10 protein-coding genes are annotated in these 14,770 nt (G+C 61.1%); 2 read left to right on the forward strand and 8 right to left on the reverse strand.

Annotation, left to right across the window (positions count from 1 at the left end):
- The first annotated feature begins 454 nt into the window (after positions 1-454).
- Positions 455-2,569: a phosphatase PAP2 family protein gene (locus Pan216_RS11290; RefSeq protein WP_145258095.1), complete on the forward strand. Its 2,115-nt coding sequence runs from the start codon at positions 455-457 to the stop codon at positions 2,567-2,569.
- 32 nt (positions 2,570-2,601) lie between these two features.
- Here Pan216_RS11290 and tssG read toward each other — a convergent pair whose 3' ends face one another.
- The 4 genes from tssG to Pan216_RS11310 all read right to left on the reverse strand — a co-directional run bounded on the left by tssG (position 2,602) and on the right by Pan216_RS11310 (position 6,737).
- Entirely contained in the window at positions 2,602-3,750 is a 1,149-nt protein-coding gene (gene tssG / locus Pan216_RS11295) for a type VI secretion system baseplate subunit TssG (RefSeq protein WP_145258096.1), read from the reverse strand.
- Positions 3,751-3,791: 41 nt separating this feature from the next.
- Positions 3,792-5,546 carry a type VI secretion system baseplate subunit TssF gene (gene tssF, locus Pan216_RS11300; protein WP_145258097.1) on the reverse strand — a complete coding sequence of 585 codons (1,755 nt, stop codon included), beginning with the start codon at positions 5,544-5,546 and terminating at the stop codon, positions 3,792-3,794.
- Complete coding sequence (locus Pan216_RS11305) at positions 5,543-6,049, reverse strand: GPW/gp25 family protein (protein WP_419193529.1); 507 nt, start codon at positions 6,047-6,049, stop codon at positions 5,543-5,545. Before Pan216_RS11305 ends, tssF begins: the two co-directional genes overlap by 4 nt.
- 220 nt (positions 6,050-6,269) lie before the next feature.
- A complete protein-coding gene (locus Pan216_RS11310) occupies positions 6,270-6,737 on the reverse strand; it encodes an Hcp family type VI secretion system effector (protein ID WP_145258099.1) in 468 nt (155 codons plus the stop codon).
- A 589-nt stretch (positions 6,738-7,326) separates the two neighbouring features.
- Between Pan216_RS11310 and Pan216_RS11315 the strand changes: the two genes are divergently transcribed.
- Complete coding sequence (locus Pan216_RS11315; RefSeq protein ID WP_145258100.1) at positions 7,327-9,651, forward strand: alkaline phosphatase D family protein; 2,325 nt, start codon at positions 7,327-7,329, stop codon at positions 9,649-9,651.
- Positions 9,652-10,242: 591 nt separating this feature from the next.
- On the opposite strand, the gene Pan216_RS11320 is transcribed toward Pan216_RS11315, so the two are convergent.
- The 4 genes from Pan216_RS11320 to Pan216_RS11335 all read right to left on the reverse strand — a co-directional run bounded on the left by Pan216_RS11320 (position 10,243) and on the right by Pan216_RS11335 (position 14,431).
- Positions 10,243-10,710, reverse strand: coding sequence for an Hcp family type VI secretion system effector (locus Pan216_RS11320; RefSeq protein ID WP_145258101.1), 468 nt, complete (start codon positions 10,708-10,710; stop codon positions 10,243-10,245).
- Between the two features lie 336 nt (positions 10,711-11,046).
- On the reverse strand, positions 11,047-12,522 hold the full coding sequence (gene tssC, locus Pan216_RS11325; RefSeq protein ID WP_145258102.1) for a type VI secretion system contractile sheath large subunit: 1,476 nt from the start codon (positions 12,520-12,522) through the stop codon (positions 11,047-11,049).
- Between the two features lie 3 nt (positions 12,523-12,525).
- The gene (gene tssB, locus Pan216_RS11330; protein WP_145258103.1) at positions 12,526-13,059 is read right to left on the reverse strand and encodes a type VI secretion system contractile sheath small subunit; all 534 of its coding nucleotides are present in this window, start codon (positions 13,057-13,059) and stop codon (positions 12,526-12,528) included.
- Positions 13,060-13,321: 262 nt separating this feature from the next.
- A complete protein-coding gene (locus tag Pan216_RS11335; RefSeq protein WP_419193530.1) occupies positions 13,322-14,431 on the reverse strand; it encodes a TssA family type VI secretion system protein in 1,110 nt (369 codons plus the stop codon).
- Positions 14,432-14,770: the final 339 nt, after the last annotated feature.

The following is a 14,770-nucleotide window of genomic DNA, read 5'->3' on the forward strand; positions in this document are numbered from 1 at the left end:
TCCGCGTCGACAAAACTCGACGAATCTACGGATTCGCCTTCGCTACTTTTCCTTGATCGTGGCCAACGTCGCGCGTCCTCGCCATGGCCCGCTCAATCCAACGGACTGCTCGTGTCCTGATTGATCAATTCAATTCGAGAAGGTCGTTTGCGATGCCACGACCACGCCCGCCGTGGGCATTCGGACTACGCCTGTGATGGGGCAAACGTCCGCACGAACTGAATGGCAAGATTTGAACTAGCGAACTTGCCCATCAGGGCACTCGACCAACTCGCCAAAGTGCGCCTTCGGCCACCACCTCTCCGTGTCGATTTCATCGATGAAGTGAAGCTTTCGCGGAACACGGTGTCTCTTCCCACGCTCGCTTGCAGGCCTCTCTTAGGGACCGCATCGTGCTCGATTGATCCGCGCGATCGGTCAGGCGGGATGACGCACGTTCTCACTCGGAGCCGAAATGAAAAAACTTCCATTTGCCGAACCAGAGCCTCAGGGAGCCGAACGAGCCCTCGCGGCGAAAGAACAACGAGAGCGAGCGAGCCTGGGATCGCTTCGCCGTCCCCATTCGATCACGCGGGCCAACGGCGAGGAGACCGATCACGGCGCACCGTATCCCGCGAACTTCACGAAAGGCCTCTTTCACAGTTGCAACGGCCTGGTCGAGAAAGGCGAGGACTATCGCAGCTTTGTCGAGGCGATCAACTCGCCGGAGCCCAATCTCTTCGAGCGGGAAGTTCGGACACCCGATCCAAGCGTGTTTCACTGTAAGGTGAAGAAGACGTGCGAGGGCGATCAAGAGGTGACGTGGCGCGGTTGGGAGAGTCCGCGCAGCGGCCACGTGTTTGATCTGGAGGGACCGGACGCGGGAGCGATGGGCATGGCTCCCGCGCCGCGGGTCGGTTCGAGCGAGCTTGCCGCGGAAATGGCGGAAGTTTATGCCCTTGCTCTCCTGCGGGACGTTTCATTCACCACCATTCAAAAGGGGGGCGATAAGCGGTTCTGCTGTGACGAAGACGCGGCTGGCCCGGCGGTTCTCTCCGCCCAGCGGATCGTCGAATTGCTCAACGAGATGGCGTTCTACTCGGGGAAACAAGTCGTTTCCTCGACGCCTCACGTCATCGACTCGACTGGGATGAACCGTTTCGAACGCAACCGACGCTTCGCTCGGACCCAGTCGTTGGGAGGCTCGTTGTCGACGCGGAGTGTGTTTCGTGGGTCGACCCCTGGCGCGGCGGCCGGGCCCTACCTCTCACAGTTCATGCTCATTGGCAATTTCTCCCTGGCATGTAGGGGAGGGGGACGATCGAGCTTCCCGGGAACCGATGCCGCCTTTGATCTTCAGGACGGGTTCATTCGCTATGGCTCGTTGATCATCGATCAGCGGACGCTCACGCACAGAGCGTGCCTCGACTACATGACCGACTGGTGCAGTTGGCTCGACGTCCAGAATGGAGCGAACTTCAAGGATACCGACCAATTCGAGGCGAAGCGCCGCTTCATCACGACCCCTCGGGATCTGGCGACCTACGTCCACTTCGACGCGCTCTACGAAGCGTATCTCAACGCGTGCCTGATTCTGTTGTCACTTAGAGTTCCACCGTCTCAGGGGATGGAGCCACCGCCTTATCCGACGTCGAAGGGATTCCCCGAGCCGAGTCCCACGGGACGGCGCGACGCCTTTGCGACCTTTGGTGGTCCGCACGTGTTGACGCTCGTGACGGAGGTCGCCACGCGTTGTCTCAAGGCGGTCCGAAGGCAGAAGTTCAACTATCATCGCCGCGCCCGGCCCGAAGCGCTGGCCGGACGGTTGACGTTGGCCAACCTGCAAAAAGCCGACCTCTTGAAGTGCTCCGGCAGCGCGTTCGTGTCGACACGCGACGCCATTCCCCCGGAGTTGCTCGAAGCCGTGATCGAACACAACAAGCAGCAAAACCAAAAGCGAGGCGAACGCCATCTCCAATGCCCCGAGAAATGCCCCCTGCCAGGCGAAGTGAAACCGAAAGCGTTCGAGGCAGCCAATCTCCTTCTGCCGATGGCGTTTCCCGAAGGGTCGCCGATGCATCCGTCGTATGGGGCGGGGCATGCCACGGTCGCGGGAGGCTGTGTCACGATGCTCAAGGCGTTCTTCGAGATGTTCGAGGACTGCGGAGGCGTGGAGCGTGAATTGACGACTCCAGACGGAAAGCCGATCTCCTGGGTGCCGACCGACAAGGGGGACAGTCTCAAATCCTCGGGCAGTTCCGATCGTCTGACGGTCCAAGGTGAATTGGACAAACTCGCGGCCAACATCTCCATCGGCCGAAACATGGCGGGCGTTCACTACTACTCGGACTACTACGACTCTCTCCGCATGGGCGAGCGAGTTGCCGTGGGGATGCTGCTCGAGCAAGCACCAACGTACGGCGAAGTGGTCGAGACGTCATTCACCAGTTTTGATGGCGATCTGGTCACGATTTCCGGTCAGGGAGGGAGTCAAGCTTCGCTGTCGATTCTCGGTCGCGATGGCAGCCCGGTGAGTCCAGACGACTGGTGGCTGCGGCACGTCAGCGGTCAGGAGTTGATCGCACCCTGACATGATGGGTCGCCGTCGATCCTCGCGAGTCGCTACGATCCGGGATGCTCGGCGACGAACTTCGGTCGCAGGAGGACGGTGGCGGGTTCGTCGCGGGGTTGATCGCCCGACCAGGTACACCAACCGAGGGCGGCTCCCTCTTGCCCCAATCGCCACGGGGGAACTTCCTCGGGCTTGAGCTGGAGGGAGACGTCGAACTCGGTCCCGAATGGACTGCCTTGCCGCGCGAGTGTTACCAGACGATCGAAGAGTTTGCCCTGGGGCAGGAACTCGCGGAAGCGCTTGAGATCGAGCGGACCGAGATGGATCCGAAAGGCGCCCATCCGATCGGGCACCCGAGTCCCCGCGACGAAGTGTTGATTCACCCCGGTTCGCGAGTTGGCCGCTCCCAGTCGGGTTTGGTCGCGATCGGCGAGATAGGCCCACTGGAAGATATTCTCCTCGATGTCGACGAACTCTTCCTTGAGCGGATCGGGGCCGTCGAAGAAGTCCCAAAGCATCGTCTTCAGGCAGACCGGCGGCCGAGTGTACTGGCCCAGGAAGCCGGCATATGCCAGTAGTCGTGTCCAGCGGCCAACGCCGCCCAAGGCCGGATGCTCGACGAGGCAGCTTTTCTCGTCACCGAGACTGTCGTTGGTCAGGTCGGGTTTGGTTGGCTGGCGTTCCGTGCCGAGGCCCGCGAGACAAAAGACCCGGCGGGTGTTGGCATCGTCGATTCCCCCACGGTAGCCGAGTTGCCAACGGTGTCGCTTCCACGCTCGATAGAAGAGCGCGATGGCTCGGTTGTTGAAGACATCGAGGAAGTCGCGCAGTGCCGAGTCGGAGTGCTGGTTGATGTATTCCCAGAAGTAGGTCGGTGTCGGCGACGAAAGGCCGTAGAGCCCCATGAAGGAGACTTCCAATTCGTACGATGGACGGCCGAGGCTGTCGAGACGTCCCTCAAGCGAACGAATGTCGGTCGCGCTTCGAACCAAGCTGGGCCAGGAGCGAAAGTGGATCAGCTCACGGTTGTACGCGGTGCTCTCTCCCGGCCCGGAACGGTCGGGGTGGTACTGCATCAGGAGCGTGACGGCTTGGAAGAACTGAAATGACTTGGGCTGCCTAAGGAGGCTTCGAATCAGCTTCTCCTGGGGGTCGTAGCCCAGCTCGGTCGCCGTCGCTTCTTTCACATCGTCGTACATGAGCGCTTCTTCAATACCCGACTGTCGATCCCTGATGGCCGTCAAATGGGACGTTGCTTCCCATTCATCGCGGGCCAGCCAATCTCCTCGCCGTTGGAGAAGCGGCAATTCAACCGGACGTAGCTGTTGATGTTGGCGTACAGCGCCAAAAAGTGTCTTAGCACCTCGGCGAAGAGGTAGGCATCCCCATCATTGGCGAACGCACCGAGATCCAAATCGAGGGCGATGTCGCGACCTCTTAGGATCGTCCCCTCCACGAAAGTGCTTCCTGGCGTCGTTCGTAGCGCGGTGATTCCTTGGAGTCGGCGCCAGTTGGCGTGCCCCGTCGTCCAGTCGTAGAGCTTGAGGGCTCCGACCAGCGTCCCGGTATCCTCGAGCGTCAGGTAGTTGAGCGAGAGGTGCGAGATGAAGCGCCACTCCGAGGCGGAATCGATCGGGGGCTGGAGCATGCCCTCGGGCTGACTGACGCCACGAACGCGGACCGTCACCGGCGTGCCGTTGCCCCGATGGCGGATGTCGCTTGGTCGAAGGGCCGAGGGGAGTTCGCCATTGCTGCACTCCAGCTCAACCGAGAGGACCTGTTCGGGCAGCGTCCGCGATTGAGAGATGAGCGACAGATACCAGCGCGGCTGTCCATCGGCCCCGCGCCGCACTGTCGCGTGATAGTACGGGTCGCCCGATTCGACGTTGGCCCGGAAGCTGAGAAAGTCTTGGTAGGAGTGATGGCCGGTGTCGCCTTGCGCGTAACCATGGACATTGGTTACCCGGTAGATCGCGTAGGCGGTCGTATCTTGTTCCGGGAGAATCTCGTACTCGGTCTTGCGGCCGTCGTAGCGGATTGGGACGGCGTTCGCCGAGAAGAGGTTGATGACCGGGCTGCAATGCAGAAGGATCGTCTCTGGATCGAACCGAAGGCGTTCGGGGGGATGGTCGACGAAGGGAATCCGAAATTCCAGCCGCGAACCGGGTTCGATGGAGCCAAGTCTCTTGAGGCCCGAGAGAGCGACGTAGAGGAATTTCTGCTTGAGCGTGAAGTATTCCTGAATCAGTCGATAGCCCATGAAGCTGCGAAGCGGGTAGGGGAGGACACCTTCTTCCGGCATGAAACCGACCGCTTTGGGGGGGGGGAGTAGCGCCTCGCGAGTATGCCCCTCGGGAGTGGTCAGCTTGACCGTGGCGCCGGAGTCGGCGACCTTTCGCAACAGCCAATGGCGGATCTGAATGGCCGATACCGGGTCGCCCCCGAGAAAGAGCCGAAGATCGCCCCATTTCAGGTCGGGCTGGGCGTTGGGGCCGACCTCCATGCCGATGACGAGGCTGCTACCGCGCAGCGATTTCTCGATCTCGACACCACCGATGCGCAGAGGATAGAGCTCAAGGGGAAAGGCATTGCGAAATGGACAGACGATTTCACGTCCCGACTCCGGGGAGATGATCGGGTCGGACTCGACCACGGCGTGGTGAGCGGGGATCGAGATCTTCTCGGAGAGTTGGTCGAAGTCGGGTTGGAACTGAACCGTCGCGGTTGCCGGGATCATCCGAAGGTAGTGCGGCCAGAGCAGGCTGATCAGGCTATGGGTCAGCTCCGGCAGTTCGTTGGTCAGCTCGGCGCGCACCTGACCCGCGAGAAAGGCGAACGCCTCAATCAGACGCTCGACATCGGCGTCGCGAGCCCCGGGATTGTCGAGGCTCAGCAGCGCGGCGCGTTCGGGATGGCGCTCGGCGAACCGAGGGCCGGCGCTTGCCAACCAAGCGAGCTCGTCCTCGTAGAATTGAAACAGACGATCGTTGCTCACGAATCTCCCTCGCCCTCGACCAGAATCCGTCGCGGCCTCAGTTCCTTGGCTCCCAGCGTCGAGTCGCTCGCTTCCTCTTGGATCATTGCGTCAAAGTCCGCGGCTTCGGAGACGACCGTGGTTCGAATTCGGATCGGTAACCGTTTCGAGTCGTCGATGATCAGTCGCCCCTTCACGATGAACGAGGCTCGGAAGTAGCCGTCGACAAAGTCGATCGGGGCATTGTCCGAGGGGAGAACCTGGAGGTTGTCCGGCTGAATGCGGGGCTCGAATCGGAGGATCAACCTTTTGATCGATTCGGCGATTCGGACGGGAGATTTGCCCAGGTCCTCGACATCGTCGAGGCCGAAGTCGCGACAGCCGGCGGCGCGTCCCTTGCGCGCGTTGAGGACATTGTGCAGATTGCGGACAACGTCCTGACGCACCGACTCCTCGATCTTGTCGAAGGGACTACGACGCGTATCGCCCGTCAGTTTCTGCCAAAAGCTGAGCTGATGTTTCAAAAGTTGCCACCTCGAACACGACTGGTCCCGCGTGGCTCGTCGGCGCGCGCATGGCCGGGCCGCGCGGCTCCGAGAGCGAAGTCCGCTTCTCGTGGTGTAGACGATTTCGGCGTTTGAGGCTAGCGAGGACTGTCCGGTCGCGCCGGCGACCTCAAGAAACGATCGAACCGACCGGTGGGTTTTCCGGTCGGCTCAGTGGTTGGTGATGGGCACCATCGGCTTACGTGCGGATCTCGTCGGTGAACTCGGTGCCACCGGTCTCGCTGGTCCAGGTCAGTTGGCGATAGCCGAACTCGACGCACTCGTGGTGTCCGGAAGGACCGCCCTCGAGAGCGTTGGACATCGAAGGCCGCACCGAGGTGATGATGCAGCTCTCGAATTTGTGCGTGAAGTAGTGCTCGGGCTCGGCAGAACCATCGGCTGGCTGCCGATACCACTTGATCTCGATCGAAGGAATCGTTTCGCCTTGAACGAGCTTCTGGAACAGGACCGGCGTGGCCTTGTCCATGTACTTGATGAACGACGCACTGCTGTGGCGACGATCGCTGCGGACCTTTGAGCAGTCGAGCGGATCGACATCCTTGGAGACGTCGTGGTCGAACTGAAGGACGTCGATGTTGCCCTCTTGATCCTTGACGTTCGACTCGCCCTCGACACCCTCGATTGTGCAAAACGCGATTTCCGGCATGTCTCTACCCTCTCCCTTTGGTTTGTTGCGGCGAGTTTCCTCTTTCGCACCGCCCTCGCCGCTTCGTTTCGCGGTGCGTCACGTTGTTTCCTACGATCGAATGGGAAACGGGCTCGGAAGTCGGACATGAAACCCGGATGGCTTTGAAAGCCGTTTCCCACATGGGAGATCTGCCACATCCGTGGAGGGAGCATATGATCCGCGCGCGCGGGATGCTAGCAGTCTGTTGATTTAGGCCGGCGTCGAGTAGATCAACGGTTGCTAGCCGCCAAAACGAGACTCCCCGCCAAGTTCACGATCGTGCCGGGCCCCCGTTTGCTGTCCAATCGACGTCCGGTTAGACTGGAACCTTGGAGAGTTTGGGGAAACGAATTCATTCCATCCACTTCGTGAAGCTCCTTGCGGGGCGGTCGGCGCGACCGGCCCGTGGTTACTTCGCGCCATCCAAGCACGGCATGAGGGCGTACCAATAGCAAGTCGAGAGTGGTTTCCGCGGCAACGCCGGGAGATCGACCCGGGTCGAGGGACATTTGCGGGGATCGACCACCCATGCTCGGACAAATTTTGAAGAGAAACGGAGACGCAGAAGATGCTTTCGAGGCGATTGGCACTGAAGGTCATGGGGCTGGGTTCGGCCCTCTTAACGTATGTACGCCCTGGCGTGGCCGCGCCCACGGACCGGGCGGCGGACTCGGCCCAAGGGCAAGCCTCGCCCGTGGGACGCTGGGATCGGACCCACGATCGGGTCTTCCTCGGCGAGGACTTCTGGGCCAACCCGATGGAGGACTGGCGGATCGTCGACGGAGCGGCCGAGTGTCAAACCGCCGGCGGCAATCGCAATATCAATCTCCTCACCCATCAGCTCACCAATCCCGACGGCAAGCTCGAGATGTCGGTCAACGTCAGCCAAGTCGAACGCAAGAGGATTGACGGTGGGGTCGGGTTTCGCGTCGGCATCCGAAGCGACATCAACGAGTACCGCAGCAATAGCTTCGCCAAGAGCGGCATCAACGCGGGACTGATCGACGGTGAATTGCTTCTCGCGGGACGACGTCAGCGTGTGAATGGGCTCGGAAAGCCGACCGATGTGACCCTTCGACTCACCGGCGAGCCCAAGGGCAATGCCTACGGGCTCACGCTCGTCGCGACCGATGAGAAGGGCAAGGAACTCGGTCGCCTCTCGCAGGTAGTTCCCAAGCAACGAGTGCTCGGCAATGTCGCTCTCGTCAACAACTTCGACCCCAAGCTTGGCAAGGCCCAAGGCGCCCGCTACCGCTTCCGTGATTGGCGGATCGGCGGCGATGCGTTATCGGTCGCGCCGAATCAGCGTTTCGGCCCGATCCTCTGGTCGATGTACACCCTGAGTGATTCCCGAGGCGAAGAAGGTTTTGTCCTCAAGATGAGCGCGTTGACCGGCCCGCTCGGCAAGGAGGACAACAAGAATGTCGAACTGCTCATCGAGAAGGACGGGCAGTGGACGTCGCTCGGCACCGCGCCCCTCGATACCGACGCCTGGACCGCGACCTTCCGCATTCCTCGCTGGGACGAAAAGGAAGCGACGCCCTTCAAGCTGGTCTACCGCGAGAAACTCAGCGACGGGACCGAACACGTTTCCGAGCGGGCGGGGACGATTCGGGCCAATCCCTCGGGGCGCCCTCTCCGTCTTGGGGCGTTGACCTGCCAGAACGACTACGGGTTTCCCTACGAGCCGGTCGCGACCAACGTCATGAAGCTCGACCCCGATCTCCTCTACTTTTCCGGGGATCAGCTCTACGAGAACCACGGCGGTTATGGCCTGATTCGCGAGCCCGCGGAGCCGGCAATCCTCAACTACCTGCGCAAGTTCTACCAGTTCGGTTGGGCTTTTGGGGAAGCGATGCGCAGTTGCCCGACGGTCTGTATTCCCGACGACCACGACGTCTTTCAAGGCAACATCTGGGGGGAAGGGGGCGCCGCGATGGTCGACGGCGATACCTCCTCGCGTGGGGGCTACCGCGAGCCGGTTCGCATGGTCAATGTCGTTCACAAGACCTGCGCGGGGCACCATCCGGACTACTACGATCCGACTCCCGCCCAGCGTGACATGAGCGTTTACTACGGCGACATGGTCTACGGCGATGTTGGCTTCGCGATTCTGGGGGATCGGCAGTTCAAGAGTGGTCCCGAGCATGTCGAGACTGGCAGCGGTCGGGCCGATCACGTCTTCGACCCCGACTTCGACACTGCCGTGTTGGACAAACCGGGGCTCGACTTGCTGGGCGAGAGGCAGGAGGAATTCCTGAAGGCTTGGGCCGACGACTGGCGTGGACACGCGATGAAGGTCTTGCTCAGTCAAACTGTCTTCTCAGGCGTCGCGACGCATCACGGCAAATTCGACGGGTACCTGAAGGCCGACCTCGACTCGGGAAGTTGGCCGCAGACCGCCCGCAACAACGCGGTGCGCATCATCACCAAGGGCAAGCCGCTGCACGTCAACGGCGACCAGCACCTGACAACGCTCTCGCAGTACGGCGTCGACGAGCAACGCGACGGTTGTTGGTCCTTCTGCACACCCGCGATCGCGGCTGGCTATCCGCGTTGGTGGCGTCCCGACGAGTGTGGCATGGAGCACGCCAACCGCCCGAAGCACGGACTCGACAATACGGGCGAGTACGTCGATGGTCTGGGGAACAAGGTCTACGTCTACGCCGTCGGCAATCCCGAAGTCGGCACGAAGAAGAACCGCTACGAACGGGCTCATCAAAAGGGAAGCGGTTTCGGCTTTGTCCGCATCGACCCGAAAGAGAAGACGTACACCATCGAGTCGTACCGTTTTCTGATCGACCCAACCGACGGCAAGGCATCGAACCAGTTTCCCGGTTGGCCGGTCGTGCTTCACCAGAAGGAGAACGCCGGCGAGAACCTGCTCGGGTGAGAGTCGATAGGGGCTTCCTCGTCGCCTCAAACCCGTAGGTCAGGCCATTGTCAGCCAATGGCTGGCCAGATGGGCCTTGACCCACCAAGTGCGGGCAAAGGGTGATGGGAGTGGCGGTGGGGAGACTTCCGATCACTTGGCCAACGGCAACGTCATCCGAGACCTCTTGCGGCTTCGCCGCCCCGGTTGATCCACCAAGTGCGGGCAAAGGGTGATGGGAGTGGCGGTGGGGAGACTTCCGATCACTTGGCCAACGGCAACGTCATCCGAGACCTCTTGCGGCTTCGCCGCCCCGGTAGCGGAGCAACCGGGGCTAGCCGGACAGAGGTAGCGGAGCAACCGGGGCTAGCCGGACAGAGGTAGCGGAGCAACCGGGGCTAGCCGGACAGAGGTAGCGGAGCAACCGGGGCTAGCCGGACAGAGGTAGCGGAGCAGCCGGGGCTAGCCGGACAGAGGTAGCGGAGCAGCCGGGGCTAGCCGGACTTCATCGGCCCTAAGCATACGATTTGACGCCCTCAAGAAACGACAAAGCCGACCCAAAGCAGGTCGGCTCTGTAGTGATCGGTTCCGTGCATGTCCGCCGGAAACGGCTTACGTACGAACCTCGTCGGTGAATTCCGTGCCGCCGGTCTCGCTGGTCCACGTCACCTCGCGATAGCCGAACTCCATGCACTCGAGATGTCCTGAGCGGCCGCCGTCGAGGGCGTTGGACATCGACGGACGATAGGAAGTGACGATCACATCGCTGAACTTGATCGTGAAATAGTGTTCCGGTTCGGTGTCGCCGTCGGCGGGTTGGCGATACCACTTGATTTCGATGGAGGGGATCGTCGCTCCTTGGACAAGCGACTTGGCCAAATCGGGCGACGCTTTGTCCATGTACTTGAGCACCGAAACGCTGCCGTGGTGCCGATCGCTGCGGACCTTGGAGCAGTCGAGTGGGTCGACCTCCTTGGAAACCTGATGGTCGTATTGCAGGACGTCGATGGCGCCCTCGTGATCCTTGTGGTTCGACTCGCCCTCGATTCCCTCGATGTACATGAATGAGACTTCCGGCATCTCTAACTCCTTCGGACTGTTGCTGTCGGCGCTTCCGACGTTCCCTTTCGTTCGACCGACGCGTGAGAGAATCAACCGGAGCCGCTTCCGTTGGCCGAGCGTCTCCTCGCCCGGCCTCCCAACGCGTTACGCTACGTTGGCATGGGAAATCCCCGCTTCCGCCGGACAGCTTGTCGAGCGAATCTCAACACGGAAACGATCGAGAGCGGTGGACTCGGAGCGGTGGCCGTCGAGGGGGCCAAGAGCCTCAAGAAATGCGAAGGCCGACCCGCGATGGGGCCGGCCTCGATGGTGTCATCAGGTCGAACAGGAAGCGTCTCGCGGTGGAGACAGGATCTATTCGGCCTTGCCTTCGGGAACGTCGGCGACGAGCGACATGGTGATGTCAGCACCAACGAACTTGCTGTGCGGCGTCAGTTCGAAGTCGATGTAGAAGAAGCCCGGTTCGTCTTCCTTCTCCTTGACCTCGAGCTTGTACTTGCGAATCGGCTTGCGCTTCATCGTGATCTCGTCGGGATCGTCCATGTCGACCCAGTACTGACGGACCCACTCCTCGAGTTCCTTCTTCATCTTGCCTTGCGACGTCTTGCTGCCGAGGTTGTCGCGAAGAATGGCCTTGAGGTAATGAGCGAAGCGGCAGACGAGCATGATATTGGCCAAGTTGGCCCCGAGCTGCTCGTTGGCGCGGTCTTGCGGGTTGATCAGTTCGGTGTCGGGCTGACGCATCGACTGCGAGCTGAAGAAGACCGCGAAGTCCTGGTTCTCGTAGGAGACCAGCGGAATGAACCCGAGATCGGACCAGTTCTTCTCGTTGGTTTCCGTGATCCATGCCTCGGTGGGCACCTTGTAGAGGCTTTGGCCGCCGACTTCGTAGGTGTGGATCGGCAGGCTTTCGAACTTGCCGCCCGAGCGCTTGCCGCAGACGTCGTCCATCCAGCCGAACTTGGTAAAGCTTCGCGCCGAAACCGCCCCGAAGGCGAACGCGGCGTTGCCCCAGGCGAATTTCTCGTGCTCGTTCTCGGCGTCGATCGTCTCCTCGAAGTTCGCGAATCCCTTGACCTTGTTGTTCTCGCCGTAGGGATGACGCAATAGGAACCGCGGGATCGTCAACCCGACGTAGCGAGCCGCTTCGGTCTGGCGGAAGTTCTTGAACGCGATGAACTCCGGGCCGTCCAAGAGATTGCGCAAGTCGTCGAAGTGCTTCTTGGTGAAGTCCTCGAGCGAGTCGAACCCGAAGAACCCGGCGGAGATCGAACCGATGAACGGGCAGTGCGAGGCGCGAGCCACATTGCCGATGTCCGAGAGGAGCTGAATGTCCTCGGCGGTGTTCTCGAACTCGAAGTTGCTGATCATGATCCCGTAGGGATTGGCACCGGGGCGATCGTACGCTTGGGTGTAGACCTTGTCGTAGAGACCGGTGCGGATCATGTCGGCGGGATGCTCTTGGAAATCGGTGAGCATCTCGTCCTTGCTGACGTTGAGGATCTCGACCACGACGCGATCGGCGGAGAGGAAGTCGACCCGCTGAACCATCTGGTCGAGGCTGCCCCAGGCCGCCTCGAGTCTCTTGAACTCGTCATTGTGAAGCACCGCGTTGAGTTGGGCTTCGAGCTTCTTTTCGATACGGGCGATGACGCGATCCGCGGCGGTCCGATCGATCACGTCCTCGGTATCGAGGCCCGAAACGAAGGCTTCGAGGGCGAGGTCGAGGCCGTCGCGTTGCCGCTCGGGAGTCGCCTCGAGAATCTGACTGAGGAGTCCGCCCTCTTCCTGGACGATCTCCTTCTTACCCGCTGCCTGCTGTTCCGACATGCGTTAGCCCTCCTCGCTCGGCGCGCCCTCGTCGGCGGATGATTGCCGTGAGGTCAGTTCCTGTTCCAACTTCTTGCGGGCCTCCGGATCGCGGAGAGCTCCCTCGATCGCCTTTCGCAGATCGTCGCTTCGCACCATCTTGGCCCGGAGGTCCTTGACCAGGTCGCGGACCCGTGCCATTTCCTTGAGTTCGGGGATCTGTTCGAGCAGGCGTTCGGGGCGAAAATCGTCGCGGTGCTTGAAGTCGAGGTTGATCCCCAGCTTCTTGCGTTCGCCTCCCTCGGAGTCCTCGATCATGTTGTCGATGACCCCTTCGAGCTTCGGAGCCATTTCCGCGAGCGTCTGGTTGAAGGTCGACTTGTCGACCTGCCAGGCGCGGCGATCGCCGATCTCCTTCTCCTTCTCGGCGTGCGTGGGGCTGAAGTCACCGACCACTAGCATGCGGTAGGGGAGCTTGACGTTGCGGCCCCCGGCAATTTTCGACTTGTATTCGAGATTGACTCGAGCTCGCTCATTGACCTGATCGCCGATTGGCACTTTCCTTCTCCTTTGCCTTGGTGGCTGCCCGCCCCAACGTGACGCCCTCTCACTCGTTTCGTGGTCGCGATGGGATTCACGCGTCCCATCGCGATTGGTGTCTCTCTACCGCTGTCGTCCGACTCTTCGCGTCGGGTGGGCCTGGGGCCCACCAATATTGTCCATTTGCTGGCGATCTCTCTGTATGCCCTCGCAAGCGTGAACCTCTGGCACCCAAGGGCACCCCAGCCCAAGGTGGGTGGGCTCATCACCTCGGTCGCCTCTAGTCTCGCTGCGGCTCGAGCTTCGCGGCCAACCCCGGATCGAGACGGCAGACGCGAGCGAAGAGGTCCGCCAACAGCTTCTTGTCCGGCTTCTCGTCTTTCTCGACCGTCTGCTGGGCGACGATAAGTGCCGACCACAATCGGGTACACAACTTCGGCTCCCACTGCGGCAAGCGAATCGCGTCGAGTTCCTCGTGCAGATGCTGAAGGACACGCTTGGCGTGCGTTGGCAGCTTGGCATCCAGGTAAAGCTCGCCGAGCATCACCCGGCCGCGAAACTGGGAGGCGAAGTCGCCGTGCGCCTCCAGTACCTGTTGGAAACTGGACAGCGCTCCTTCAATGTTTCCCTCGTTCAGTGTCCGCTTGGCTTTCTCGAAGGCCGTCTCGAGCGAGGAGACGACGACCGGCGTCTTGGTGACCACCGGCGGAGCGGCCTCGCTCTCGGTCGTCTCCGTTTCCGACGGGCTGCTCTCGGTCGACGCGGGGGCTTCCGACTCGACGGTCTCGCTGCTTTCGGCGGCCTCGACCGGCGCGGGAACCCGCTTCTTCACGACGGTCTGTAACGTACTGATCAGATGTCCCAAGTTATTCAGGACAGGAAGTTCCTTGAGCGCCGCCTGAGGGTCCTCGCTGGCGGAACTCTTCAGGATCGCTTCGAGCTGCTGAAGGTCCTCGAGACCCATCGAGAGCAGGTCTGCTTGAGCGTCGTCGGAGCCGCGAGCGACGAAGGTCGTCCACCACTTGACCATTCCCGTCAAGAGGGTGTTGCGGAGGCCCATCTTTTCCGGATAGCCGTTGTTCCAATAGCGTTCGCAGAATTCGCGAACGATGCGGCAACTTCCCGCGAAGCCCTGGTCCTTGGGAAACTGCTGTGACCAGAGCAGTCCACCGACGAGAGCCCACAACGCCCAAAAGTCCTTGGACGTATTCGAGAGGATCTCGCGACCGACCTCGAAGAGCTGCGAGAAGTTCTTGCTCGAGTCGGTGAACTGATTGCGAATCTGAATGAATTCAGTCGAGCCGGATTGGGCGAGATCCTCGCCGACGTCACCCGAGAGAGGGGAGAGGACTTGCCCGACCATCGCTTCGATTGTTGGATCCAGTGGCACGCCAACTTGTCCCGAACTAACACCCGTTGTGATCGTTCGTTCGAGCCACACCGCCGAAGGTAGGGCAATCGGCGGGAGTTGTGTTCGAGACCGGGGTCGAACGATCGTTCCAAGCGACATGCCGCGAATCGACACACCGTGCCGTCAATCGCCGCTAGTCTGCTACCGTCCATGGGGAAAATCAACTCGGGAGCGGACATTTTTCATCGAGTCCGCTCGTCATGAGCCGCTGAAATCGCGCTGACTACCCACTCGCGAAGACCGGGGAGGGGAGGAACACCGCTCTCGGAGCGGGCTGTCCCCTCGTATCCACGGCGAGCAAGAGTTTGCCCGCGGTGA

The organism is Kolteria novifilia, from assembly GCA_007748055.1.
GTDB classification, from domain to species: domain Bacteria; phylum Planctomycetota; class Planctomycetia; order Kolteriales; family Kolteriaceae; genus Kolteria; species Kolteria novifilia.